The organism is Pseudomonas sp. GW821-FHT07B01, from assembly GCF_059419065.1.
The window spans coordinates 160,951-186,753 of the sequence record NZ_JBWKRA010000004.1 but is presented as its reverse complement, the minus strand read 5'-3'; the positions used below and the strand labels follow the sequence as shown (position 1 = coordinate 186,753).

The 25,803-nt window shown below is 60.6% G+C and carries 26 protein-coding genes and 1 other RNA gene; 16 read left to right on the top strand and 11 right to left on the bottom strand.

The features are described 5' to 3' along the window. Positions 1-70: 70 nt before the first annotated feature. The 3 genes from AC07S6_RS06660 to AC07S6_RS06650 are packed head-to-tail and all read left to right on the top strand — an operon-like array spanning position 71 to position 4,547. A complete protein-coding gene (locus AC07S6_RS06660; protein WP_060772781.1) occupies positions 71-2,053 on the top strand; it encodes an acyltransferase family protein in 1,983 nt (660 codons plus the stop codon). 59 nt (positions 2,054-2,112) lie between these two features. Next, complete coding sequence (gene ubiD / locus AC07S6_RS06655; RefSeq protein ID WP_003195329.1) at positions 2,113-3,579, top strand: 4-hydroxy-3-polyprenylbenzoate decarboxylase; 1,467 nt, start codon at positions 2,113-2,115, stop codon at positions 3,577-3,579. Continuing rightward, positions 3,579-4,547, top strand: a complete 969-nt coding sequence (locus AC07S6_RS06650; RefSeq protein ID WP_197882669.1) for a CDP-6-deoxy-delta-3,4-glucoseen reductase — start codon at positions 3,579-3,581, stop codon at positions 4,545-4,547. The genes ubiD and AC07S6_RS06650 overlap by 1 nt, the downstream gene beginning before the upstream one ends. Before the next feature lie 60 nt (positions 4,548-4,607). Here the strand turns inward: AC07S6_RS06650 and AC07S6_RS06645 are convergent, their stop codons facing one another. Beyond that, positions 4,608-5,090, bottom strand: a complete 483-nt coding sequence (locus tag AC07S6_RS06645; RefSeq protein ID WP_057710208.1) for a serine/threonine-protein phosphatase 2A activator family protein — start codon at positions 5,088-5,090, stop codon at positions 4,608-4,610. Between the two features lie 327 nt (positions 5,091-5,417). Between AC07S6_RS06645 and AC07S6_RS06640 the strand changes: the two genes are divergently transcribed. Beyond that, on the top strand, positions 5,418-7,805 hold the full coding sequence (locus tag AC07S6_RS06640) for a TonB-dependent receptor plug domain-containing protein (RefSeq protein ID WP_495111953.1): 2,388 nt from the start codon (positions 5,418-5,420) through the stop codon (positions 7,803-7,805). 27 nt (positions 7,806-7,832) lie between these two features. Beyond that, positions 7,833-8,486, top strand: coding sequence for a gamma-glutamylcyclotransferase (locus tag AC07S6_RS06635; protein ID WP_054895996.1), 654 nt, complete (start codon positions 7,833-7,835; stop codon positions 8,484-8,486). Here the strand turns inward: AC07S6_RS06635 and glpT are convergent. Beyond that, a complete protein-coding gene (gene glpT, locus AC07S6_RS06630) occupies positions 8,483-9,820 on the bottom strand; it encodes a glycerol-3-phosphate transporter (RefSeq protein ID WP_003195321.1) in 1,338 nt (445 codons plus the stop codon). The genes AC07S6_RS06635 and glpT overlap by 4 nt on opposite strands. 291 nt (positions 9,821-10,111) lie before the next feature. Then, positions 10,112-11,089, bottom strand: coding sequence for an NADPH:quinone oxidoreductase family protein (locus AC07S6_RS06625; RefSeq protein ID WP_495111952.1), 978 nt, complete (start codon positions 11,087-11,089; stop codon positions 10,112-10,114). A gap of 150 nt (positions 11,090-11,239) precedes the next feature. Here AC07S6_RS06625 and AC07S6_RS06620 point away from each other — a divergent pair, with 150 nt between their 5' ends. After that, positions 11,240-11,647, top strand: coding sequence for a flagellar basal body-associated protein FliL (locus AC07S6_RS06620; protein ID WP_014720413.1), 408 nt, complete (start codon positions 11,240-11,242; stop codon positions 11,645-11,647). A gap of 115 nt (positions 11,648-11,762) precedes the next feature. Here the strand turns inward: AC07S6_RS06620 and AC07S6_RS06615 are convergent, their stop codons facing one another. Next, complete coding sequence (locus tag AC07S6_RS06615) at positions 11,763-12,212, bottom strand: EVE domain-containing protein (protein ID WP_495111951.1); 450 nt, start codon at positions 12,210-12,212, stop codon at positions 11,763-11,765. Between the two features lie 195 nt (positions 12,213-12,407). Between AC07S6_RS06615 and AC07S6_RS06610 the strand changes: the two genes are divergently transcribed. Then, a complete protein-coding gene (locus AC07S6_RS06610; RefSeq protein WP_010207387.1) occupies positions 12,408-12,557 on the top strand; it encodes a hypothetical protein in 150 nt (49 codons plus the stop codon). Positions 12,558-12,566: 9 nt separating this feature from the next. Here AC07S6_RS06610 and AC07S6_RS06605 read toward each other — a convergent pair whose 3' ends face one another. From AC07S6_RS06605 to AC07S6_RS06590, 4 genes are all read right to left on the bottom strand, one after another. Next, positions 12,567-13,199, bottom strand: coding sequence for a 5-formyltetrahydrofolate cyclo-ligase (locus AC07S6_RS06605; protein ID WP_034129012.1), 633 nt, complete (start codon positions 13,197-13,199; stop codon positions 12,567-12,569). Positions 13,200-13,256: 57 nt separating this feature from the next. Next, positions 13,257-13,435: non-coding RNA, 6S RNA (gene ssrS, locus AC07S6_RS06600), on the bottom strand. A gap of 30 nt (positions 13,436-13,465) precedes the next feature. Beyond that, positions 13,466-13,783, bottom strand: a complete 318-nt coding sequence (locus AC07S6_RS06595; RefSeq protein ID WP_054895993.1) for a cell division protein ZapA — start codon at positions 13,781-13,783, stop codon at positions 13,466-13,468. Beyond that, complete coding sequence (locus AC07S6_RS06590; protein ID WP_003177365.1) at positions 13,780-13,989, bottom strand: TIGR02449 family protein; 210 nt, start codon at positions 13,987-13,989, stop codon at positions 13,780-13,782. Before AC07S6_RS06590 ends, AC07S6_RS06595 begins: the two co-directional genes overlap by 4 nt. 138 nt (positions 13,990-14,127) lie before the next feature. Between AC07S6_RS06590 and AC07S6_RS06585 the strand changes: the two genes are divergently transcribed. The 9 genes from AC07S6_RS06585 (at position 14,128) to gcvH (ending at position 23,526) form a co-directional block, all read left to right on the top strand. Further along, positions 14,128-14,685, top strand: coding sequence for a YecA/YgfB family protein (locus tag AC07S6_RS06585; protein ID WP_034129010.1), 558 nt, complete (start codon positions 14,128-14,130; stop codon positions 14,683-14,685). 21 nt (positions 14,686-14,706) lie between these two features. Beyond that, positions 14,707-16,029 (top strand): Xaa-Pro aminopeptidase, encoded by a 1,323-nt coding sequence (pepP, locus tag AC07S6_RS06580; protein ID WP_034129009.1) that lies wholly within the window; start codon positions 14,707-14,709, stop codon positions 16,027-16,029. Beyond that, positions 16,026-17,213 (top strand): 2-octaprenyl-6-methoxyphenyl hydroxylase, encoded by a 1,188-nt coding sequence (gene ubiH, locus AC07S6_RS06575; protein ID WP_495111950.1) that lies wholly within the window; start codon positions 16,026-16,028, stop codon positions 17,211-17,213. Before pepP ends, ubiH begins: the two co-directional genes overlap by 4 nt. Further along, positions 17,206-17,691: a DUF4442 domain-containing protein gene (locus tag AC07S6_RS06570; RefSeq protein WP_495111949.1), complete on the top strand. Its 486-nt coding sequence runs from the start codon at positions 17,206-17,208 to the stop codon at positions 17,689-17,691. Before ubiH ends, AC07S6_RS06570 begins: the two co-directional genes overlap by 8 nt. 8 nt (positions 17,692-17,699) lie before the next feature. Beyond that, positions 17,700-18,917 carry a 2-octaprenyl-3-methyl-6-methoxy-1,4-benzoquinol hydroxylase gene (locus AC07S6_RS06565; protein WP_259284794.1) on the top strand — a complete coding sequence of 406 codons (1,218 nt, stop codon included), beginning with the start codon at positions 17,700-17,702 and terminating at the stop codon, positions 18,915-18,917. A gap of 162 nt (positions 18,918-19,079) precedes the next feature. After that, positions 19,080-20,084, top strand: a complete 1,005-nt coding sequence (locus AC07S6_RS06560; protein WP_014720404.1) for an extracellular solute-binding protein — start codon at positions 19,080-19,082, stop codon at positions 20,082-20,084. A 150-nt stretch (positions 20,085-20,234) separates the two neighbouring features. Continuing rightward, complete coding sequence (locus AC07S6_RS06555; protein WP_020301817.1) at positions 20,235-21,851, top strand: ABC transporter permease; 1,617 nt, start codon at positions 20,235-20,237, stop codon at positions 21,849-21,851. Positions 21,852-22,007: 156 nt separating this feature from the next. Next, entirely contained in the window at positions 22,008-23,090 is a 1,083-nt protein-coding gene (gcvT, locus tag AC07S6_RS06550) for a glycine cleavage system aminomethyltransferase GcvT (RefSeq protein ID WP_003195295.1), read from the top strand. Positions 23,091-23,142: 52 nt separating this feature from the next. Then, a complete protein-coding gene (gene gcvH, locus AC07S6_RS06545) occupies positions 23,143-23,526 on the top strand; it encodes a glycine cleavage system protein GcvH (protein WP_020301818.1) in 384 nt (127 codons plus the stop codon). 130 nt (positions 23,527-23,656) lie between these two features. On the opposite strand, the gene AC07S6_RS06540 is transcribed toward gcvH, so the two are convergent. The 3 genes from AC07S6_RS06540 to AC07S6_RS06530 form a co-directional block, all read right to left on the bottom strand. Beyond that, positions 23,657-24,799, bottom strand: a complete 1,143-nt coding sequence (locus AC07S6_RS06540) for a DegT/DnrJ/EryC1/StrS family aminotransferase (RefSeq protein ID WP_014720401.1) — start codon at positions 24,797-24,799, stop codon at positions 23,657-23,659. Positions 24,800-24,963: 164 nt separating this feature from the next. Beyond that, entirely contained in the window at positions 24,964-25,278 is a 315-nt protein-coding gene (locus AC07S6_RS06535) for a DUF2388 domain-containing protein (protein ID WP_003176799.1), read from the bottom strand. A 68-nt stretch (positions 25,279-25,346) separates the two neighbouring features. Then, positions 25,347-25,793 (bottom strand): NfeD family protein, encoded by a 447-nt coding sequence (locus AC07S6_RS06530; protein WP_014720400.1) that lies wholly within the window; start codon positions 25,791-25,793, stop codon positions 25,347-25,349. Positions 25,794-25,803 lie beyond the last annotated feature (10 nt).

Below are 25,803 nucleotides of genomic sequence, written 5' to 3'. Positions count from 1 at the left end.
TATCCGTTAAGTAACAAAAATTGACGCGTGACTTCGCTCATCCCTTTCGTCGCAGACTGACCACATTCTTATGACCACCCTTGCTTACCGCAGAGACATCGATGGCCTGCGTGCCATTGCTGTCCTTGCAGTCGTGTTGTTCCACTTTGGTGTCCCTGGCATTACTGGCGGTTTTGTTGGCGTTGACGTCTTCTTCGTCATCTCAGGTTTCCTGATCACGTCAATTATCTGGCGTGAGCGTCAAGCTGGACGCTTCAGCTTCATCGACTTCTGGGCTCGTAGAGCCCGGCGTATCTTGCCCGCGCTGTTTGTGATGATCGCCGCGACACTGGCAGTGGGTTGGTTTCTTTTGGCGCCCAAGGACTATGAGGAGTTAGGGCGGTCTGCGCACTATCAGGTGACCTTTACGTCGAACCTGTTGTTCTCGCGCCAGCATGGCTACTTTGATGCCTCATCCGACATCAAGCCCTTGCTGCATACCTGGTCGCTCGCAGTAGAAGAGCAGTTCTATATTTTCTTCCCATTGCTGCTGACGTTGCTTTCCAGTCGGTTGAAGCACTGGCGCCTGGCATTGTTCGCGGTACTGTTGGTGTCGTTTGGCATGAGCGTCTGGGCGGTTCAGCATGAGCCGCAGAAAGCCTTCTTCCTGCTGCATCTGCGGGCCTGGGAACTATTGGCCGGTGCAATGCTGGCGGTGCAGCCCAAGCGTGAATGGCGCGCCTCGCCGGCCTTGGCCCAAGGGGTCAGCCTGGCTTCCCTGGCATTGATCCTCATCGCTGTGCTGGGCTACGACGCGAAAACGCCGTTCCCAGGTGCGACCGCGTTGTTGCCCGTGCTGGGGGTGGTCGGGTTGATCTGGGCCAACGGTCAGCAACAGACCTGGGTCGCTCGCCTGTTGGGCACACGGATCATGGTGGGTATCGGGCTGATCTCTTATTCCTGGTACCTCTGGCACTGGCCGGTGTTCGTGTACGCCAACTATGCCGCGGTGGATGGCTTGAGCGCGCTGGAGCTGGCGGGGCTGATGCTGCTTTCGCTGGTGCTGGGCTATCTGTCCTGGCGCTTCGTGGAAACGCCGTTCCGGGAAAAACGTTTGCTGGCTTCGCGTAAGGCGATTCTGGCGTCAGCCATGGTCGGCATTCTGGGGCTGGGCTTTACTGGCCTTGCGATACGCGAAGCTGACGGCGTGCCTTCGCGCTTGTCCGAACAGGCGTTGCGTTTTGCCCAGGCCAAGAAGTGGAGCCCTGACCTGCTGGCGTGCATGGCCGACAAAGATACGCCCGATGAACGCTTGTTCTGCCATTTCGGCCCGAAAGGCCAATCTGTTTCAGCACTGGTATGGGGCGACAGTCACGCCACTGCGCTGATACCCGCACTCAAAGAGGGCGCTGATCGCCACGATATCAGCCTGGTCGAAGCCAGTTTTGCCGGCTGTATTCCCCTCGATGGCCTGGAGAATATTGCCCGCTGCGCGCATTTCAATCGTCGCGTCGAGAAGGCCATGTCCGAGCAGACTTTCAGCGATGTGGTGTTGGCCGCCCGCTGGAGCCTGTATGTGTACGGGCAAATGTCCGGCGACAAGGAGCATGCGCTCAAAGACCCGGGCACTGGCCAGTATGTGCGTGCCGTCGCCGAACAACGCTTTGCCCAGGGCTTGCGCGAGCGCATCCAGGGCTTGCGCGCTGCCGGGCACAAGGTCTGGCTGGTCAAGGAAGTGCCGCTGCAGGAAATCATCGTACCTTACCGTCTCAGCCGCCTGGCCATGATGAACCGCCCCGTGGACGGTGAAGGGCTCGCCGTGGCCGAGCATGTAAAGCGCCAGGCCTTTATCACGCACTTGTTTGATGAGTTGGCGGCGGCCGACAGCGGTGTCGCGGTGCTGGACCCTGCACCTTTGCTGTGTGGCACCGACGGTGTATGCCGGGTCGAACTCAATGGCCGAGCGCTGTATACCGACGATAACCACCTTTCAGACGTCGGCGCGCGACACATCGAAGCCTTCCTGGAGCCGTTGTTCAGTTCGTTGCAATCACGCGGATTGACGGCCAATTAAGCTGCCAGCCGCCCTCAGAGCAGGTAGGATGTACGCCTATTTTACGGGTGGCATGGTTAATGAAATTCAAGGATCTTCGGGATTTCGTGCAGCAACTTGAGCAGCGCGGAGAGTTGAAACGTATCCAGATGCCGATTTCTCCGGTGCTGGAAATGACTGAGATTTGCGACCGCACCTTGCGCAACAAGGGCCCGGCGCTGTTGTTCGAAAACCCGACCGGCTTCGATATTCCGGTGCTGGGCAACCTGTTCGGCACTCCCGAGCGCGTGGCCTTTGGCATGGGCGCCGAGTCTGTCAGCGAACTGCGCGAGATCGGCAAGCTGCTGGCCTTTCTCAAGGAGCCCGAGCCGCCCAAGGGCTTGAAGGACGCCTGGTCCAAGCTACCGATCTTCCGCAAGATCATTGCCATGGCCCCCAAGGTGGTCAAGGACGCAGTATGCCAGGAGGTGGTCATTGAGGGCGATGATGTCGACCTGGCCATGCTCCCGGTGCAAACCTGTTGGCCCGGCGACGTCGGCCCGTTGATCACCTGGGGCCTGACCGTCACCAAAGGCCCGAACAAGGACCGCCAGAACCTCGGTATCTACCGTCAGCAAGTCATTGGCCGTAACAAAGTGATCATGCGCTGGCTCAGCCACCGTGGCGGCGCCCTCGACTTCCGTGAGTGGTGCGAAAAGCATCCCGGCAAGCCGTTCCCGGTATCCGTGGCCCTGGGTGCCGACCCGGCGACCATCCTCGGCGCGGTCACGCCCGTACCTGACAGCCTCTCCGAATACGCTTTCGCCGGTTTGTTGCGCGGTAATCGCACGGAGCTGGTGAAGTGCCGCGGTAATGACCTGCAAGTGCCGGCCACCGCCGAAATCATCCTTGAAGGCGTGATTCACCCAGGTGAAATGGCCGATGAAGGCCCCTACGGCGACCACACCGGTTACTACAACGAAGTCGACAGCTTTCCGGTGTTCACCGTCGAGCGCATCACCCATCGGGTCAAGCCGATCTACCACAGTACCTACACAGGCCGTCCGCCCGACGAGCCGGCCATCCTCGGTGTGGCGCTCAACGAAGTGTTCGTGCCGATCCTGCAAAAGCAATTCCCGGAAATCACCGACTTCTACCTGCCGCCCGAGGGCTGTTCGTACCGCATGGCCATCGTGACCATGAAGAAGTCGTATCCGGGGCATGCCAAGCGGGTAATGCTCGGCGTATGGTCGTTTTTGCGACAGTTCATGTACACCAAGTTCGTTATCGTCACCGACGACGACATCAATGCCCGTGACTGGAACGACGTGATCTGGGCCATCACCACGCGCATGGACCCCAAGCGCGATACGGTGATGATCGACAACACGCCTATCGACTATCTCGACTTCGCGTCGCCGGTATCGGGCCTTGGCTCAAAGATGGGCCTGGATGCCACGCACAAATGGCCGGGCGAAACCACGCGTGAGTGGGGCCGGGTGATCGTCAAGGATGAAGCCGTCACTGCGCGGGTCGATGCGATCTGGAAAGAATTGGGAATAGATTGATGCGTGTAACCCTGCAACCTTCCGGTGCTGTGCTGGAACTGGCCCCTGGCGAGCGAATCCTCGAGGGCGCCCGTCGCCTGGGCTATGAGTGCCCTCAGGCCTGTCGCAATGGCGTGTGCCATGTCTGCGCGGCATTGCTGGTGGAAGGCCGGGTACGCCAAGCCGGGGAAGTGCGCGATCATGGTGAGTTCTACACCTGCATCGCCGAGCCCCTGGAAGACTGCATTGTGTTGTGGGATGGCGTACTGGCGCCAGGAGAGTTGCCGTTGCGCAAATTGTCATGCCAATTGATCGAGTGCGTGGAAGTCGGCGGCGATGTCTGGCGTGTGCGCCTGCGCGCCCCGGCCGGTAAGGCGGTGCGTTACCACGCCGGGCAGTACTTGATGCTCGAACGGGAGAACGGCGAAAAGTCGGCGTTTTCCCTGGCTTCTGCGCCCCATGCCGGGCGTGAGTTGGAGCTGCATGTGCTGGTGCGCGAAGACAGTGCGCGCAACCTGATCGAACAATTGCAGCGCAACCAGATAGCCCGTGTGGAACTGCCGTTCGGTGACACCCACCTGGCCGAGTTGCCGGACGGGCCGCTGGTGCTGATGGCCGCCGGTACCGGTATGGCGCAGATGCACAGCCTGATCGAGCACTGCCGCGCTTCGGGCTTCAAGCACCCGGTGCACCTGTATTGGGGCGTACGGCGCCCGGAAGATTTCTACCAGATCGAGCACTGGGATCAGTGGCTGCAATTGCCCAATCTGTTCCTGCACAAAGTGGTCAGTGACCTGTGTGGCTGGGAAGGGCGCTGCGGTTTGCTGCATGAGGTGGTGTGCGAAGACATTGCCGACCTCAACACGGTACATGTCTACGCCAGCGGCTCTCCGGCGATGATCTACGGCACCCTGGATGCATTGGTCGACGCCGGTATGGATGCTCACCGGATGCGCGCTGACGTGTTTGCCTACGCCCCACGGCCCTGAAGTGTTGCGCTGAATAATGTGGGAGCAGGCAAGCCAGCTCCCACATTGAATTGTGCCTGCTCAGAAGCGTAAGCCGGTCGTCACCATCGCTGCATTGAACCCCAGCAACACCAACTCCGCCGCGACCGGCCCGTAGTGGGTACCCACGGACGGAATGATCACTGGCGCTACGCCAAAACGATTCAATGGGATCTTGTCGCGATACTCGCCGCGATAGCCCTGGATCAGCCCACCGGTCAACTTCGCATACACCGGATAGTCGGCCATGTCATAGCGCTTGCCCGCATAGGCGTAGTACGAGCGTTGGCGGAACGAGTTGCGAAAGGTCACCCCGCCATACACCAGGCCCGACGCCTCATTGCGCTCCAGGCCGATCAAGTCCTGTTTGTTGTTGTGTTGCGGGTCGGGTGCAAAGTGCCGGGTGTAGATGCTGGTCTGGGCGTACCAGAAGCCTTTGTCGTCAGTGACCGTTGGCGTTTCGCTAGCCAGTGCTGTGGTGGCCTGGGCAAGCAATAGCAGGCCAGGCAATCGGAATTTTTTCATGAGCGACCTCGGTAGTCGATTTGATGAACGGCTAAGTGGGTCGTTATAGGCGCGTCAGTTTGACGGCTTGGCACCCGCCCAGGCTGAACCGGGGCTGAAAGTACCGGGATTAGCCGCGTGGATCCTGACGAATGGGCGAGCGTGCTTATGCTTTTGCTTATTCTTTTAAGGTATTTATTCTGGTTTATGAATATCTTTAAGCTATATCGCAACGGACTACCGACTTCATCGACCATAACCAGATACTGACCGCCACCGCCCGCCAGCCGGATCGATCGTACGAACTTCGCGTATTGCAGTTCTATTTTTGATTCAAAGGGGAGCGGTATGGGGAGCTACAGGAAACACGCGCTATACACGGCGATTTTGTCGGCAAATTTGCTGACGGTTGTGGGATTCAATCCAGTTCTGGCAGACGAAACTTCTGCGGTTGATGCACCTAAACTCGACACCGTGATCGTCACCGGCACCCGCGCCCAAGAGCGCACCGCCAGTGCATCGCTGTCGCCAATCGACGTAATCTCCGGTGAAACCCTGCGCAGCACCGGCTCCGATGAGCTGGGTGCCGTATTAGCGCGCCTGATTCCGTCGATCAACTTCCCCCGACCAAGCCTGGTGGACGGCGCCGAACTCGTGCGTCCGGCGCAGTTGCGCGGCTTGTCGCCGGACCAGGTATTGGTACTGGTCAACGGCAAGCGTCGCCATACCAGTGCCTTCGTCAATCTGGGCGGTGCGGTTGGGCGCGGTTCGGCTCCGGCAGACTTGAATGCCATCCCGCTGTCGGCGGTGGACCATATCGAGGTGCTGCGCGACGGCGCTTCTGCCCGTTACGGCTCCGATGCGATCGCCGGGGTGATCAACGTGATCCTCAAGCACGCCGACCATGGCGGCTCGGTTTCCAGCAAGTTTGGCGAGTACAAAAAGGGTGACGGCATCCAGCGTAATGTCAGCGGTAATACGGGCCTGGCATTGGGCGACAATGGCTTTATCAACCTGTCTGCCGAAGGCGCCGACAACGATTACACCAACCGCGCCGGCAACGACTACCGCCCCGGCAGCATCGGCTCTACTACTTACGGCCAGCGTGTGTTCCGCCAAGGTGAGCCGGCCACCAATGAAGGCAAATTCCAGTTCAACTCGGAGTATGCCTTCAACGATGCCGCCGAGTTCTACACCTTCGGTGGCTACAGCAAGCGGCGCGGTGAAACGGCAGCCTTCTACCGGGCAAGCAACGCGTCCAACAACATCAAGGCGCTCAACCCCAACGGCTATCTGCCACTGATCAAAGGCAACCTGCAAGACACCTCGCTGGTGGTGGGCTTGCGCGGCCTGCTGGCCTACGACTGGCATTACGACTTGTCGGCCAACTACGGCAAGAACCAGTACGAACTGGGGACTGAAACCATCAACACCTCACTGGGCCTGGCGACGCCGCGTAAATTCGATAACGGCACACTGAGCAACGATCAGAAGCAAGTCAGCCTGGACCTGTCCCGCGAATTCGATGTGGGCTTTCTGCCGTATCCGGTCTCTGTGGCGTTCGGCGGTGAGTACCTGCATCAGGGCTATGAAATCGAGGCGGGCGAGCCCGCGTCCTATTACCAGACCGGCAGCTCCGGCCTGGGTGGTTTCCGCGATGCCGATGCCGGTACCAGCACGCGGCAAAACTGGGCGCAGTACCTGGACCTGGAAACCAACTTCACCGAAAAGCTCAGCGCCTCGGCTGCCGTGCGCCATGAGGATTACAGTGACTTTGGTTCCAACGTCAGCGGCTCGCTGTCGGCCCGCTACGACTTCACCCCCCAGGTGGCCGTGCGCGGCAGCATCTCCAACGGTTTCCGTGCGCCGTCCCTGGCCCAGCAGAATTTTGCCTACACCTCATCGCAGTTGATCGGTAGCACCATCCAGGAAGCCGGCACCTTCCCGGCCAACAGTCAGGTCGCGCGCCTGCTGGGTGCCGAAGACCTCAAGGCCGAAAAGTCGCGCAACTACAGCCTCGGCCTGGTGCTCGAGCCGGCCGATGACCTGACCGTCACGCTCGATGTGTACCGCATCGACATCCGCGACCGCATCAGCCTGTCGTCCAACCTCAATCTCAACCCGGCCACGGTGGCCTACCTGCAAGCCAATGGCGTCGGCAATATCAACTACACCACGGCCCGTTACTTCACCAACGCCACGGACACCAGCACCGATGGCGTCGATCTGGTAGCCAACTATCGCTACCAGCTCGATAACGGCATTCGCTGGAACAGTACCGTGGGCTACAACTACAACCACACCAAAGTCACCGACGTGAAAGCCAACCCCGCGATTCTCGACAGCCTGGGGGCCAACCTGGTGCGGGTGGACCGCCGCGAGCGTATCGGTTTGCTGGGCGATACCACGCCCCAGCACAAGCTGAGCCTGGGCAATGACTTCACCTTCGGTAATTGGGCGCTGCACACTAACCTGGTGCGCTATGGTGAGTTCACCAGTTATCAGACGGACAAGGTCAACGATCAGACCTTCAAGGCCGCCTGGGTGCTGGACCTGTCGGCGGATTACAAGTTGAAGAACTGGACCTTCACCCTGGGCGGCGACAACGTCACCGATAAGTACCCGGAGAAGGTTAACGCCTTCGCCAGCAGCGGCGGCAACCTCGCCTACAGCACTTTTTCGCCGTACGGTTACAGCGGCGCGTTCTATTACGGTAAAGTCGCTTACAACTGGTAACACACAGGAGGCGCACCGCTTTTCGCCATGACCGCCATTGAAACCGATCTTCTGCAATTGGCTTACCCTCCGCGGCTCGATCTGGGGCCGCAACTCACTCACGAACAATTGATGAGCTCGATGCAAGCCACCATGGCTCGGCACAAGGGTGGGCCGGTGTGGCTGTTTGCGTATGGTTCGCTGATCTGGCGCCCTGAGTGCTCGTCGACCGAGCGGGTGCGTGCACGGGTTCACGGTTATCACCGTGGCTTGTATTTGTGGTCACACGAGCATCGGGGTACGCCGGAATTGCCGGGGTTGGTGTTCGGGCTGGACCGCGGTGGTTCCTGCAGCGGGTTCGCCTACCGTTTGCCGGAAGATCAGTTGGAGGCCTCGCTGTATGCCCTGTGGCAACGCGAGATGCCTTACCCCTCTTACCGGCCGCACTGGCTCAGCTGCCGATTGCAAGATGGCAGTACCGTGCAGGCGTTGGGGTTTGTGTTGGAGCGGCATTTGCCCAGCTATGCTGGCAACTTGCCTGATATCGTGCTTAATCATGTACTGCAAAGCGCTTGCGGGCGTTACGGCACGACTCGCGATTATGTCGAGCAGACCGTGAACGCCCTGCGTAGCCACGCCATGCCAGATAAAAACCTGGAGGCGCGGCTCAAGCGTTGTGCCAAGGGCTGCCCGGGCGATTAACGCGCCGAGCTGACACTGTTGGTGTGCCACAGCGTGGGGATCAGGAACGCGATCGCCAGTACGCACGCACCAATCAGCAGCACGAAACCACCGTCCCAGCCGAAATGGTCGACCGTGTAGCCCATGGCCGCACTTGCCGCTACCGAACCGCCCAGATAACCGAACAGACCGGTGAAGCCCGCTGCGGTGCCGGCGGCCTTCTTCGGAGCCAGTTCCAATGCCTGCAGGCCGATCAGCATCACCGGGCCGTAGATCAGGAAGCCGATGGAGAACAGCGCAATCATGTCGATCATCGGGTTGCCCGGCGGGTTGAGCCAGTAAACCAGAGTGGCCACTGTCACCAGGGCCATGAACACGATACCGGTCAGGCCGCGGTTGCCACGGAAGATCTTGTCCGACATCCAGCCGCACAGCAGCGTGCCCGGGATACCTGCCCACTCGTAGAAGAAGTACGCCCAGGACGACTTATCGACCGTGAAGTGCTTGGCTTCTTTCAAGTAGGTCGGCGCCCAGTCCAGTACGCCGTAGCGCAGCAGATAGACAAACACGTTGGCGAAGGCGATGTACCAGAGCATTTTGTTGCGCAGCACGTACTTGACGAAGATTTCCTTGGCGCTGAATTCGTCTTCGTGGCTGGCATCGTAGCCTTCCGGGTAATCGTTCTTGTACTGCTCGATAGGCGGCAGGCCCACCGATTGCGGTGTGTCGCGCATGGTGATGAAGGCAAACGCTGCCACCGCCAAGGCCACGGTGGCCGGTACATAGAACGCCGCATGCCAGTCGTTGAACCACGCCATGCCCAGCAGGAACAGCGGGCCGATCAAGCCACCGCCGACGTTATGCGCCACGTTCCACACGGACACCACGCCGCCGCGTTCTTTCTGCGACCACCAGTGCACCATGGTCCGCCCACTTGGCGGCCAACCCATGCCCTGGGCCCAGCCGTTGATGAACAGCAAAATGAACATCATGGTCACGCTGGACGTTGCCCAAGGTGCGAAACCGAAAATGAACATCACCCCCGCCGAAACCAGCAGGCCGAAGGGCAGGAAGTAACGTGGGTTGGAGCGGTCGGACACCAGGCCCATCAGGAATTTGGACAAGCCGTAGGCAATCGCGATCGCCGACATCGCCAGGCCCAGTTCACCGCGGGTGTAACCCTCGTCGATCAGGTAGGGCATGGCCAGGGAGAAGTTTTTACGCAGCAGGTAGTAACCGGCGTAACCAAAGAAAATACCCGCGAAGATCTGCCAGCGCAGCCGTCGGTAGGTACTGTCTATTTTTTCTTCAGGCAGGGGCGCCTGGTGTGCGGCAGGACGAAAGAAAGCAAACATTCAAGAGCTCCAAATTTCTTGTTTTGACTGCGGATGCGAATGTTACAGTTTCGTTACCGAAAATAGCATCGCCTCTTATCCGCAAACACAGGAAACGCGAGCAATTGCATGTTCTTTTACGAACATGTCGCCTATAGATAAGTGATGGTCGTGGTTAGGTCCTAAGACCGCGAAGTAACTACTGTGGGAGCTGGCTGGCCTGCGATGACGGTCTTTCAGCTTCATCTGTAGCAGCTGACCCACCGCTATCGCAGGCAAGCCAGCTCCCACATGGATTGCATTTCAGGTGTGTTATCGGGTTTGGACAACTATTTTACCCACTGCCTTGCGCTGTCCCAGATCATTGATCGCCTGTGCTGCCTGTTCCAGCGGATACACCTGCGACACCAACGGCTTGAGCTTGCCCTCGCCATACCAGGTGAACAACTGCTGGAAATTCGCTGCATTGTGCTGCGGTTGGCGCTGGGCAAACGAACCCCAGAACACCCCGACCACCGCTGCGCCCTTGAGCAACGCCAGGTTCACCGGCAGTTCAGGAATACGCCCGCTGGCGAAACCCACCACCAGCAGCCGACCATTCCAGGCGATCGAACGAATGGCCTGGTCAAACAGGTCGCCCCCCACCGGGTCGTAAATCACGTCAGCGCCATTTCCATCGGTCAGACGCTTGACCTCATCCTTGAGGCTGGCTTCGCTGTAGTTGATCAGCTCATCGGCGCCAGCGGCCTTGACCACTGCGAGCTTGTCGGCGCTACTGGCGGCGGCAATCACCCGGGCGCCCATGGCCTTGCCGATCTCCACGGCGGCCAGGCCCACGCCGCCGGACGCACCAAGCACCAGCAAGGTCTCGCCGGGTTGCAGGTTGGCGCGTTGTTTCAGCGCATGCATGGAGGTGCCGTACGTCATGCTGAAGGCGGCGGCGGTGTTGAAATCCATGCTCGGCGGGATCGGCAGCACGTTATAGCCGGGCACCGCGACCTGCTCGGCAAAGCTGCCCCAGCCGGTCAGCGCCATCACACGGTCACCGACTTTCAGATGGCTGACTTTCTCACCCACTTCACTGACCACGCCTGCCGCTTCGCCACCGGGTGAGAACGGAAAGGGCGGCTTGAACTGGTATTTGCCTTCGATGATCAGGGTGTCCGGGAAATTCACCCCGGCCGCGTGCACGTCCAACAGGATTTCGTTCTTCTTGATCGCGGGGCTGGCGATCTCTTCCAGCACCAGGGTTTCGGCGGGGCCGAAGGCTTTGCACAGCACAGCTTTCATCGGACTATTCCTTTTGGCGTCGTGGCCGATAAGTGTAGGAGGGAACGCCCGTGGGTCAACGAGCATGCCCGCGCCTGATAAGCCCCCATAAGCTTGTGCTCAGCCTTGCTAGCGTTATGCTACCCGGCAACCGAATTCGAGGAATGAACTGTGAAAGCGTGGATCCTGTTGATGCTGGCCCTGACCTTGCCGATGGCAGCCCAGGCCGAAGAGGCCAAAGAGGGCGAGGCGCCGAAGGTCAGCTATATCAGCCTGAGCCCGCCGTTCGTGGGCAATTACGGCCTGGATGGCACCGCCAAGCTCAAGGTCTACAAGGCCGACATTGCACTGCGCGTGACCGGTGATGAGGCGGCGAAGCTGGTCAAGGCCAACGACCCGTTGATTCGCAACCAACTGGTCGCGCTGTTTACCCAGCAGACCAACGAGACCATGAGCAGTGTGGAAGGCAAGGAAAAGCTGCGTCAGGAAGCGTTGAAGCAAACGCAGCAGGTGATGAACGATGAAACCGGCAAGCCAGTGGTAGAAGACCTGCTGTTCAACAACCTGATCATCCAGTAAGTCGCTGCGCGACTATCGCGGGCAAGCCCGCTCCCACAGGGGCTCGCATTTCCAGTGTGGGAGCGGGCTTGCCCGCGAAGAGGCCCTGACAGGCACCGCAAGAAGCCAGTGTCAATTAAAGCAACTGCAGGACCGCTGCCCACTGCTCCGGTGTGACCGCCATGACCGAAAGCCGACTGCCCTTTTGCACCAGCGGTATTTCAGCCAGTGCAGTTTGCTGCTTTAGATAGCCAAGGCCCAGCACCTTGGAGAAGGTTTGCACATGTGCGACATCGATCGCGCTCCACGGGTTTTTCTCCGGGGTGGCCTTGGCGTCGAAATAGTGGCTTTCTGGTTCCAGCGCAGTGGGGTCCGGATAGGCGGCCCGGATGATTTTGCCGATGCCGGCAATCCCTGGCTCCGGGCAACTGGAGTGATAGAAGAAAAACTCGTCGCCCACGGCCATGGCGCGCAAAAAGTTGCGCGCCTGATAGTTGCGTACCCCGTCCCAGCGCGCTTCGCCGAGCTTTTCCAGGCCGTTGATGGAGAGTTCGTCGGGCTCGGATTTCATCAGCCAGTAGGCCATGGTTGGGCTCCTGAAAAAGGCATTGGGCAAGTTGTCGGGCTATTGCATGACAAACCGACAGTCGGTTGGCGTCAAGGTTTGCGTGTTGGATCACGTTACCGCAGAATGCGCGCTTTTAAGCTTGACGCAGCTGCAACGGACTACTTTGGAACGTTGTTGTCATCGTGTACGAGGTGCCTGAAAGGGGGGCAATCGATGCAACGTAAGCCGGATTTACTATGGATTTTGGTTATTTTGTTTGGTCTGGGCGTCGTGACCACCGGTTATGCCCAGAGCCTGTGGTCGAACAAAACCGATGCACCGGTTGAACTGGCTCAGCAGCAGCCGCAACCGTTCAAGCGTTAACTCAAGCATTCACCAAGGCGCCGCTGTTTCCAGCGGCGTTTGTGCGTCATACCACTGCGTATCAGTCACCGTCCCCGCCAACGGCACATCCCAACTCGCCTGCGCCAGGCGTTCGACTTTCTGGCATTCATGGGCCAGCCCCAGCAGCGTTGGCTTGCGCCAGCTCTGGCGGCGGGCAAGATAGGCCAGGCTGCGATCGTAGAACCCGCCGCCCATGCCCAGGCGCCCACCCACATCGTCGAACCCCACCAGCGGCAATAACACCAGGTCCAGCGCCCAGACCTGGCGCTGACGATGGGCATTGACCCGTGGTTCAAGGATGCGAAAGCGGTTTGGCAGCAACTTATCCCCAGGTCGTACACGCTGAAACACCATCTTGGTGCGCGGCCAGGCGCTGAGCACCGGCAGGTAAGTGGCTTTGCCGCGGCGCTGGGCCGCACGCAGCAGCAGGCGCGGATCGATTTCACCATCCGTGGGCAAATATAAAGAGATATGTTTGGCCCGGCGAAACAGCGGGTGCTGTGCCAGTTGCCGGTACAGACCCTGAGCGGCCTGACGCTGCTCGCTTGGCGTGAGGGCGCGGCGGGCCTTGCGCAACATGCGTCGAAGTTGCGGACGAGATAGCGGCGCAGGTTCGGTCATGATTTTCGGCTCATAAAACAATGCCAGTCCGGGGACTGGCATTGAGTTTGGGAATTCAGGCTCCCCGACAGAGCCGCTGTCGACTTAGCCCTTGAACCCGAAAGTTCAAGGTGGAAGAAGCAGTAGGCTTTAAGGCTTTCCGTCTAGCGGACATGCACACCAGCCCAACGTGCAACTTCCAGGGTAGTGCGAATCGGCTCAGGGACATCGCCGACTGGCAAACACGCCAGGGAGTGGGGCGAGTATACCTTAAACCCGCTCGGCAATCAGCCCTTGGGTGTGTCTGAATCGGTGGAAAGCGCCAGATCCACGCGATCAAGCAGGTCACGCACCTGCTCGCGCGTCGAACCACTGGCCTGTACGTCAGGGCGCTCCTGCTTATGCAGCAGGTCGTGGGTGATATTCAGCGCGGCCATCACAGCGATGCGGTCGGCGCCAATCACTTTGCCGCTGCTGCGGATTTCGCGCATCTTGCCGTCCAGGTAGCGGGCAGCGCTCACCAGGTTGCTGCGTTCTTCCTGGGGGCAGATGATCGAATATTCTTTGTCGAGGATCTGCACGGTAACGCTATTGCTTGAACTCATGAGTCTTGCTCCAGGGCCTTCAGGCGCGAAATCATCGATTCGACCTTACGCCGGGCGATTTCGTTTTTTTCAATGAGGTGAGCGCGTTCCTCGCGCCAGGTCTTTTCCTGAGCTAATAGGAGTCCGTTTTGACTCTTAAGTTGCTCGACCCGATCAATTAGCAGTTCGAGTCTGGCCATCAGCGCTTGCAGGTCGGTGTCTTCCATTGGGTTCCACTGGATTTGTCTGATGAATGGCAACTGCAGGATAAACGATCTGACGCCCTCGATAGTCTTGGTACGTCTGCCGGTGCTAGGATACAGCGCTCCATTCTAGACATTGCGCCGTCTGGCGCCTAGCTCACCATGCCCATTCAGAATTCCCCGTACGACGCTTTTTCCAAACTGCTGAGCACCAGCGGCCACCCTTGCTCGCCTGCCGAACTGCACGGCGTGCTGTTGGGCCGCAGTTGCACCGGTGTGGGCTTTGATGCCGACAACTGGCTGGCCGATGTGGCCGAGTTGCTGGAAACCGAACCCACCGAGAACGTGCGCAATGCGTTGATCGGCCTGCAAGAGATGGTCAAGGGCGAGTTGACCGGTGACGACGTCACCGTGGTCCTGCTGCTGCCGACCGATGACGCGCCGCTCACCGAGCGCGCTGCTGCCCTGGGCCAGTGGTGCCAGGGCTTCCTCCACGGTTTCGGCGTGAATGCCGGCGGCCTGGAGCTGAGCACCGACGCCAAGGAAGTGCTGCAGGACCTGGCGGCGATCTCACAGGTGCAAGATGCCCTGGAAGAGTCCGAAGATGGCGAAGGCGACTACATGGAAGTCATGGAATACCTGCGCGTCGCGCCGTTGCTGCTGTTCACCGAGACCAGGAAGTCCGCTGAGCCGGTCGCTGCCAAGCCGTCGTTGCACTAAAGAAAGGAAGCCCATCTGCCCATGATTCATATCCCCAAAGCGGAATACACCCGTCGCCGCAAGGCGCTCATGGCGCAGATGGAACCCAACAGCATCGCGATCCTGCCGGCCGCCGCCGTGGCCATCCGCAACCGCGATGTCGAGCATGTTTACCGCCAGGACAGCGATTTCCAGTACCTGAGCGGTTTCCCCGAGCCCGAAGCGGTGATCGTGCTGATGCCCGGTCGCCAGCACGGCGAGTACGTGCTGTTCTGCCGCGAGCGCAATGCCGAGCGCGAATTGTGGGACGGCCTGCGTGCGGGCACCGAGGGCGCGATTCGCGACTTTGGCGCGGATGACGCCTTCCCCATTACCGATATCGACGACATCCTGCCCGGCCTGATCGAAGGTCGCGACCGCGTGTACTCGGCCATGGGCAGCAATGCCGAGTTCGACCGGCACGTGATGGAGTGGATCAACGTGATCCGTTCCAAAGCACACCTGGGCGCCCAGCCGCCGAACGAATTCGTTGCCCTGGATCATTTGCTCCACGATATGCGCCTGTATAAATCGGCGGCAGAAGTGAAGGTGATGCGCGAGGCAGCGCGAATTTCCTGTGCGGCCCATGTGCGGGCGATGCAGGCCAGCCGTGCCGGCCTGCATGAGTTCAGCCTGGAAGCCGAGCTGGATTACGAGTTTCGCAAAGGCGGTGCGAAAATGCCGGCCTACGGCTCCATCGTCGCCGCCGGGCGCAACAGCTGCATCCTGCATTACCAGCAGAATGACGCAGTGCTCAAGGACGGCGACCTGGTGCTGATCGACGCCGGGTGTGAGATCGATTGCTACGCCAGCGATATCACCCGTACCTGGCCGGTCAACGGCAAGTTTTCGCCCGAGCAAAAGGCGATCTACGAGATTGTGCTGGCCTCCCAGGAAGCCGCCTTCAAGCAGATCGCGCCGAACAAACATTGGAACCAGGCCCACGAGGCGACCGTGCAGGTCATCACCGCGGGCCTGGTGAAGCTGGGGTTGTTGCAAGGTGACGTTGACGAGTTGATCGCCAGCGAAGCCTACCGCGCCTTCTACATGCACCGTGCCGGCCACTGGCTGGGCATGGATGTGCATGATGTGGGCGAGTACAAAGTGGGCGGTGAATGGCGCGTGCTGGAAGTGGGCATGGCCTTGACCGTGGAGCCGGGTATCTATATTTCCCCGGACAACCAGAACGTGGCAAAAAAATGGCGTGGCATTGGCGTGCGCATCGAGGACGACGTGGTAGTGACCAAGCAAGGCTGTGAAATCCTGACTGGCGGCGTGCCCAAGACCGTTGCCGAGATCGAAGCGTTGATGGCGGCTGCCCGATGAGCCGGGTCAACCTGGCGATTATCGGCGGTGGCCTGGTGGGCGCCAGCCTGGCCCTGGCATTGCAAGCCGGGGCCAAGGCGCGGGGTTGGAAGATCGTGCTGATCGAACCCTTTGCACCGGGCGACAGCTACCAGCCGAGCTACGATGCGCGCTCTTCCGCGCTGTCGTTTGGCGCGCGCCAGATTTACCAGCGGCTGGGCCTGTGGCATGCCATTTCCCGACGTGCGGAGCCGATCAAGCAGATCCATGTATCGGACCGTGGGCGCTTCTCCACCGCGCGTTTGTCCGCGATGGAGGAGGGCGTGCCAGCCCTGGGTTATGTGGTGGAAAACGCCTGGCTCGGCCAGTGCCTGTGGCAAGGCTTGGACAAGGACGTGGTGAGCTGGCGTTGCCCGGCGGAAGTCACGCGCATGGAGCCTCTGCCCGATGGCTATCGCCTGACCCTCAACGATGAAACCGTGCTGGAATGCGACCTTGCGGTACTGGCCGATGGCGGCCGTTCCGGCCTGCGAGAGCAACTGGGCATTGGCGTGAAAACCCGGCCCTACAACCAGAGCGCGCTGATCGCCAACATCACCCCGAGCGAAGCGCACAATGGCGAGGCGTTCGAGCGCTTTACCGATGAAGGCCCCATGGCCTTGCTGCCGCTGCCGGACAACCGTTGCGCGCTGGTCTGGACCCGCATCGGCATGGACGCCCAGCGCCTGGCCAGCCTCGACGAGCGTAGCTTCCTGAGCGAACTGCAGGGTGTGTTCGGGTATCGCCTGGGCACCCTCAAGCAAGTGGGCGCCCGCCACCTGTACCCGTTGACCCTGGTGGAAGCCGAAGAGCAAGTGCGTTCGCACCTGGTGGTCCTCGGCAATGCCGCCCACAGCCTGCACCCGATTGCCGGGCAGGGGTTCAACCTGTCCCTGCGCGATGCCAATGCCTTGGCCGAAGCCCTGTTGGCCGGGCCTGCTGTGCCGGGTGACCTGGCGACCTTGCAAGGCTATCGCGAGCGCCAGCGCCTGGACCAGCAACTCACCGTAGGCTTCTCCGACCAGGTCACGCGCCTGTTTGGCAGTGCCCAACCGTTGGTGGCGCTGGGCCGCAATATGGGCTTGCTCGGCCTCGACCTATTACCACCGGCCAAACGCTGGTTCGCCCGCCAGGCCATGGGCCTGGGTACGCGTTCCGATGCATAAGTGGCTAACCCAAGGCGTGGGCAAGGCGCGCCTGTTGCGCTGGTTCCTCACCCTGTACCCGCCGTACCTCGGCGCCGGGGTGCGGGTGCAGGCATTGAGTGCCGATTTCCGACATGCCAAGGTGCGCATGGGCCTGGGTTGGTACAACCGCAATTACGTCGGTACGCAATTTGGCGGCAGCCTGTATTCGATGGTCGATCCGTTCTACATGTTGCTGTTGATCGAGAACCTGGGCCGCGACTACATCGTGTGGGACAAGGCTGCGAGTATCGACTTCATCTCGCCGGGCAAAGGCCCGGTGTATGCCGAATTCTCCATCGACGACGCTTTGCTCGATGAAATCCGGCGCCAGACCGCAGGTGGCGAGAAATATCTGCCCCACCTCAAGGTCGAGATTCATGACGGCTCCGGCACTCTGGCGGCGCGGGTCGACAAAACCCTTTATGTGCGGCGCAAGTCGCCAGCGAGACAGGCTTGAATATGGACATGCGCGCAGATGTGCTGATTGTCGGGGCCGGAATGGTCGGAAGCGCCCTGGCGCTGGCGTTGCAGGGCAGTGGCCTGCAGGTGCTGCTGCTCGACGGCAGCCCGTTGAGCGTCAAGCCGTTTGAACCGGCTGCGGGGTTTGAACCGCGGGTGAGCGCGCTGTCGGCGGCCAGCCAGCGCATTCTTGAGCGCCTGGGCGTGTGGGACGGTATCGTAGAGCGGCGTGCCAGCCCCTATGGCGAAATGCAGGTATGGGACGGCAGCGGCACTGGGCAGATCCACTTCTCGGCGGCCAGCGTGCATGCGGAGGTGCTTGGGCATATCGTCGAGAACCGCGTGGTGCAAGATGCCTTGCTCGATCGCCTGCATGACTGCGACCTCGGCTTGCTGGCCAATGCGCGCCTGGAACAAATGCGCCGCTCCGGCGATGACTGGTTGTTGACCCTGGCCGACGGCCGCAAGCTGCGCGCGCCGCTGGTGGTGGCCGCCGACGGTGCCAACTCCGCCGTACGCCGCCTGACCGGTACACCTACCCGCGAATGGGATTACCTGCACAACGCCATCGTCACCAGCGTGCGCAGCAGTCAGCCGCACCAGCGCACCGCGTGGCAACGTTTCACCGACACCGGCCCATTGGCGTTCCTGCCGCTGGTGCGCGATGGGCAGGAAGACTGGTGTTCGATAGTCTGGTCGACCACGCCCGCCGAATCCGAGCGCTTGATGGCGCTGGATGACGAAGGCTTCTGCCGTGAGCTGGAGCGTGCTTTCGAGGGGCGCCTGGGCACCGTGCTCAGTGCTGACCCGCGTGTGTGCGTACCGTTGCGCCAGCGCCATGCCAAACGTTATGTGGCCGAAGGCCTGGCGTTGATCGGCGACGCCGCCCACGTCATTCACCCGTTGGCGGGGCAGGGCGTCAACCTGGGTTTCCTCGATGCAGCCGTGCTGGCCGAAGTGCTGTTGGCGGCGACCGAGCGCGGCGAGCGCCTGGCCGATGTGAAAGTGCTGAGCCGTTACGAGCGGCGCCGCATGCCCCATAACCTGGCGCTGATGGCGGCGATGGAAGGCTTTGAGCGCTTGTTCCAGGCCGATCAACTGCCGCTGCGCTGGTTGCGCAACGCGGGTTTGAAAATCGTCGACCAGATGCCCGAAGCCAAAGCCGTGTTTGTGCGCCAGGCACTGGGATTGACTGGCGATCTTCCCGAACTCGCCAAACCCTGAACTGACAATACAACCCTCTGTGGGAGCCGGGCTTGCCCGCGATGAGGCCGTCAGCTCCGGCGCATATTCTGGCTGTGCAACATCTGGTAACGCCTCCACCAAGCGTTACCAAATGTGAGTCCTTATCATTTGCCCTCCATTTGCAAATGAGAGACCGCACCCATGTTGGCACCCAAGCGCCTCCTGACTGCCCTGGCACTCACCCTGATCGGCAGCACCACCGTGCAGGCGGCCGACGAAGTCGTGGTCTACTCCTCGCGTATCGACGAACTGATCAAGCCCGTCTTCGACGCCTACACCAAAAAGACCGGCGTACAGGTCAAGTTCATTACCGACAAAGAAGCCCCGTTGATGCAGCGCATCAAGGCCGAGGGCGAGAACGCCACCGCCGACCTGCTGCTCACCGTTGACGCCGGCAACCTCTGGCAGGCCGAGCAGATGGGCATCCTGCAACCGTTCACCTCTCCTGTGATCGACAAAAATATTCCTCTGCAATATCGCTCATCGGCCCACGCCTGGACCGGTTTGAGCCTGCGTGCGCGAACGATCGCCTATTCCACCGACCGGGTAAAACCGGGCGACCTGACCACCTACGAAGCCCTGGCCGACAAGCAGTGGGAAGGCCGCCTGTGCCTGCGCACGGCGAAAAAAGTCTATAACCAGTCGCTGACCGCCACGTTGATCGAGACCCATGGCGCGGCCAAGACCGAAGAAATCATCAAGGGTTGGGTGAATAACCTCTCCACCGACGTGTTCTCCGATGACATCGCCGTGCTGGAGGCGATCAACGCCGGGCAGTGCGACGTGGGTATCGTCAACACCTATTACTACGGTCGCCTGCACAAGCAGAAGCCAGACCTGGCAGTGAAGTTGTTCTGGCCGAACCAGGGCGACCGCGGCGTGCATGTGAACCTCTCTGGCATCGGCCTGACCCAGCACGCACCGCACCCGGAAGCGGCCAAGGCGCTGGTGGAGTGGATGACCACGCCTGAGGCGCAGAAGATCTTCGCCGACGTCAACCAGGAATTCCCGGCCAACCCGGCGGTACCGCCATCGGCGGAAGTGGCGACCTGGGGCAAGTTCGTGGCCGATACCTTGCCGGTGGAAGTGGCTGGCAAGCGCCAGGCCGAAGCGATTCGCCTGATGGATCGCGCTGGCTGGAACTGAAGCTGCGCCGCTCGACTGTGGGAGCTGGCTTGCCCGCGATTGCATCACTTCGGTATCACTGATACACCGAGGTGCTTGTATCGCAGGCAAGCCAGCTCCCACATTGGTTAGTGGCCGCTTCAACATCTTTATTTTTCTGAGAGCTTTTCCTTGGCCCACCCCGCCCAACGTCGCTGGTATCTGCCGGTTTTCAGCGTCGCCGCCCTGGTGCTGTTGCCGCTGAGCGTGCTGCTGCTGTCCTGGCAAAGCATCGACCCGCAGATCTGGTCGCACCTCTGGGACACTCAGATGCCCCGCTTGCTGGGCAACACCTTGACCCTGGTGCTCGGTGTCGGCCTGGGCGTGACGCTGCTCGGCGTCAGCCTGGCCTGGCTGACCAGCCTGTGCGAGTTCCCCGGGCGGCGCTGGCTCGATTGGGCACTGATGTTGCCCTTTGCAATCCCTGCCTATGTGTTGGCCTTTGTGTTCGTGGGCCTGCTGGATTTCGCCGGTCCGGTGCAAACCCTGCTGCGCGAGTGGTTCGGCACCGGGCTGCGTTTGCCGCGGGTACGCTCTACCAGCGGCGTGGTCATTGTGTTGGTGCTGGTGTTCTACCCCTATGTCTACCTGCTGGCGCGCAGCGCGTTCCTGGCCCAGGGCAAAGGCTTGATGGAAGCGGCGCGGGTGCTGGGGCAATCGCCATGGCAAGCGTTCTGGCGCGTGGCATTGCCAATGGCGCGGCCAGCGATTGGTGCCGGTGTGGCCTTGGCGCTGATGGAGACGCTCGCGGATTTTGGTGCGGTCTCGGTGTTCAATTTCGACACCTTTACCACCGCAATCTATAAAACCTGGTACGGCTTTTTCAGCCTGTCCAGTGCCGCGCAACTGGCCAGCCTGCTGCTGCTGGTAGTGATGCTGGTGCTGTATGGCGAGCGACGTGCGCGCGGGGCCAGCCGACCGAGCAATGAGCGCCCACGGGGCAAGGCGTTGTACCACCTGCGCGGGTTCAAAGCCGTGGCGGCCAGCGCGTGGTGCAGCTTGGTCTTCGCCTGTGCGTTCGTGATTCCGATGCTGCAACTGGTGGCGTGGTTCTGGCAGCGTGGCCGCTTCGACCTGGATGAACGTTACACCGGGCTGATCGTGCATACCCTTTACCTGGGCGGTATCGCAGCGCTGATCACGGTCAGCGTGGCGCTGATACTGGCCTTTGCCAACCGTCTGGCGCCCACTCGCGCGATTCGCTCCGGTATCAGCCTGGCCAATGTCGGCTATGCCTTGCCAGGCTCGGTGCTGGCGGTGTCGATCATGCTGGCGTTCAGTTACCTGGACCGCGAGTTGGTGGTGCCGCTCTCCGGATGGCTGGGCGGGGCGGGCAAGCCTTTGCTGCTGGGCAGCCTTTCGGCACTGGTGCTGGCGTACCTGGTGCGGTTCCTGGCGGTGGCCTACGGGCCGCTGGAAAACAGCCTGGCGCGAATCCGTCCGTCACTGCCCGAAGCGGCACGCAGCCTTGGCGTGAGCGGCCCACGACTGTTTTGCAAAGTGTATCTGCCGTTATTGCTGCCGGGCACGTTGAGCGCAGCGCTGCTGGTGTTTGTGGATGTGCTCAAGGAAATGCCCGCCACCTTGCTGATGCGCCCGTTTGGTTGGGACACCCTGGCGGTCCGCATCTTTGAAATGACCAGTGAAGGCGAATGGGCGCGGGCGTCTTTGCCGGCGCTGACCCTTGTGCTGGTTGGCTTGTTGCCGGTCATCGGGCTGATTCGTCGCTCGGCTCGGCAAATCGGTTAGGTGCCAGTCCTACGGCTTGAGGCTACAATGCGCGGCATTCGGTGCGCTCCGTCTTTCGGATCGACCTGCTGTATGTGGCTGCGGGCCTTGTAGTACAAGGTGTTCGGCGCACGTGGCAGCTCTGCGCGCCTTCGCCAAGCCCGGAAGGAGAAACCCATGGGACAGCGTACGCCTCTGTATGACCTGCATCTCGCCCTCGGCGCGAAAATGGTCGATTTTGGCGGTTGGGATATGCCTTTGCATTACGGCTCGCAAGTTGAAGAACACCACCAGGTGCGGCGCGACTGCGGGGTCTTCGATGTATCTCATATGACCGTAATCGATGTCACCGGCCCCCAGGCCAAGGAATGGCTCCAGTACCTGCTGGCCAATGATGTCGACCGACTGCACGGCTGTGGCCGTGCGTTATACAGCGCCATGCTCAACGAGCAGGGCGGGGTGGTGGACGACATGATCGTCTACCGCACCGAAACCGGTTACCGCCTGGTGGTCAACGCCGCCACGCGCGATCAGGACATGGCCTGGATGCAGGCGCAACTGGGCAGCTACTCAGTGCAACTGCATGAGCGCTCCGAGTTGGCCATGCTCGCCATCCAAGGCCCCCACGCCCGGCAGAAAATCGCCGAACTGGTGACCCAGTCCCGTGGCATCCTGATCCATCAGCTCAAACCGTTCGAAGGCCGGGCCGACGGCGACTGGTATATCGCCCGCACCGGCTATACCGGCGAAGACGGCCTCGAAATCGTGCTGCCGGCCGATCAGGCACCGGGCTTTTTCAACGACCTGGTGGGCGCGGGCATTTCCCCCATCGGCCTCGGTGCGCGCGATACCTTGCGCCTGGAGGCCGGCATGAACCTGTATGGCCAGGATATTCACCAGGCCGTCTCACCCCTGGCGGCCAACATGGCCTGGAGCATCGCCTGGGAACCTGTCGAGCGTAACTTCATTGGCCGCGCTGCGCTGGAAGCAGAAAAAGCAGCCGGCGTGCAGTTCAAACTGGTCGGGCTCGTCCTTGAAGAGCGTGGTGTGCTGCGTGCTCACCAAGTGGTTCGTATCGCCAATGTTGGCGAAGGAGAGATCACCAGTGGTAGTTTCTCGCCTACGCTAAGCAAATCCATTGCGCTGGCGCGTGTGCCGACGGCGACTGCCGACCGGGCCGAAGTGGAAATCCGCGGCAAGTGGTATCCGGTTCGAGTGGTCAAGCCGACCTTCGTGCGTCATGGCAAAACCCTGATCTAACCAATTCCGGCAGGCCAATGGCCGCTGACATTTCATCTTGAGGACACAGACTATGAGCAATATCCCTGCCGACCTGCGTTTTGCCGAAAGTCACGAATGGGCTCGTCTGGAAGCTGACGGCACCGTGACCGTCGGGATCTCCGACCATGCACAGGAAGCTTTGGGTGATGTGGTGTTTGTTGAACTGACCGAAGTGGGCAAGGTGTTTGCCGCTCAAGACCAGGCGGGCGTGGTGGAGTCGGTCAAGGCCGCTTCGGATATCTACTCGCCGATTGCGGGCGAAGTGCTTGCCGTCAACGAAGAATTGGGTGGCAGTCCTGAGCTGTTGAACTCTGACCCGTACGGCGCCTGGATCTTCAAGCTCAAGCCAAGCGACAAGGCCGAGCTGGACAAACTGCTGGATGCCGCCGGCTACAAAGCCGCCATCGGCGAATAAACACAACAGCTGCAACAGCACACCTCAATGTGGGAGCTGGCTTGCCTGCGATTGGATCACCCGGGTATCACCGATACACCGAGGTGCCAGCATCGCAGGCAAGCCAGCTCCCACAGTTGATTTGTTGTGATCAGTCTTTTTTCAGTACGGCTTTAACCGCCGCTACAGCCCGCTCCACATCCGCCTCTGTCATCGCCGTGAACATCGGCAACGACACGATCAAACGCCCAACACGTTCGGCCACCGGGAACATGCCTTCCTTGAAACCCTGTGCCCGATAGAGGCTCAGCAGGTGGATCGGCGGGTAGTGATAGCCGATACCCACGCCGTGGGCCTGCATCTGCTCCATGAACGTCGCACGGGCTGGCAGGCCATCCTGGCGCTCCGGCAATACCAGTTGGAACAGGTGCCAGTTGCTGTTTTCGAAGTCGGCCGGCGGCAGTTGCGCGCCGTATTGGGCTTCGAAATTGCTGCCGAAGCATTTGAAGTAGTGCCGTGCCAGGTTCTGACGATGGGCGGTGATTTTCTCGATGTGCGCAAATTGCCCCAGGCCGATGGCAGCGGCAATGTCGGTCATGTTGAACTTGCCACCCAGCACATCCACATCCAGGCCATCGAAGCCGCTGCGGGTGACGCCTTGCAGGCGGTACTTCTCTGCCAGACGGGCCTCCTCGGCATTGTTCAACACCAGGCAGCCGCCTTCGGACGACGTAATGTTCTTGTTCGCCTGGAAGCTGAAGGACACGAAGTCGCCAGTTGCGCCGATGCGTTCTCCATCCCAGCTGGACCCCAGGGCCTGGGCAGCATCTTCGACAATGCGCAGGTTGTACTTGTTGGCCAGCGCGTAGAGCATCGGCATATCCAGGGGCAAGCCGGCCAGGTAGACCGGGATGATCGCCTTGGTGCGCGGAGTAATGGCGGCTTCCACCTGGGCCAGGTCGATATTGCGCGTCACCGGGTCGATGTCGGCAAAGACCGGAGTGGCACCGACTTCGAGAATCACGTTGGCCGTGGCAACCCAGGAGATTGGCGTGGTGATGACTTCATCCCCAGGCCCGATCCCGGCGATGCGCAAGGCGATCTCCATGGTGCAGGTGCCCGAGTTGAAGGTGCGCACCGGACGTCCGCCAAAATAGTCTGACAACTGTGCTTCGAACGCCTGCACCTTTGGCCCGCTGGTGATCCAGCCGGAACGCAGAACATCGCCGACCGCCGCGATGGTGGCTTCATCAATGGTCGGTTTGGAAAACGGCAGGAAGGGCTGTTGGCTCATGACGAAGAAGGCATCCGTTTCAGGTAGGCAATGAAAAATAGACGTGTCAGTAGGGCATGGTTGCACGCTGAGACTGAATATAGCCTGTCATCCATGAACGATTCGTCATGCAGCAGGCAAAAAAATGCCGCTTGAGAAAGCGGCATTTTTTATGAGGGCAGTTGTTACTCGGTTACAGCATTCTTCGCCAGGATGGCGTTAGCCAGTTCCATGTCGGTGGCTTGGAGGCCAGGGTTGTCGGCGCGGACCTTCTGCATGGCCGCTTCCAGGTACGGGCCGCGAATGCCGCCGTCGCTGGCGACGAAGCTGCCTGCGTCGTCCTGGGCGGCGACCACCAGCTTGTGGTCCTTGAACGTCAGGTAAGTCGAGCCAGTGGTGGCGCCCGACGAGATGACATTACGCCAGAAGCTATCGGCCATGGCTGAGCCGACAGGTAGGGAAAGCACAGCGAGGGTTGCGACAGCATATTTGAGACGCATGATGGGTGACTCCGGTGGGTTATCTGTACGTTTTGATTGTAGTTAACCCGATCCAGTTCCATCACTGACTAAACAGTTTCAACCTTCAAAATCACCCCATCCTGGCCAACCACGCGGACTTGAGCGCCCACGGGGGCGTCGGCACCGGTGACCATCCACACGCCATCGCCGACTTTGACCTTGCCGCGGCCATCCACAATGGCTTGATGCACCACGAAAGTGCGCCCGACCAACTCTGAACCGCGCTCGTTCAACCCCGGTTGATCGCTGGCCTTGGCACTGCTGCGTTGGCGTTTCCACCAGTACACGGCGGTCAGTATCGACAACACCGCAAACAGCAGCAGTTGCCATTCCAGCCCCAGCGGCGGGAACAGGAACTTGATCACGCCCACGGCTGCGGCGGCGATGCCCATCCAGAGCAGGTAGCCTCCGGCACCGAACACCTCGAGAATCAACAGCACGGTGCCCAGGGCTAACCAGTCCCAAAACGACAAATGCAGCAAAAAGTCCCACATGGTGTTGGCC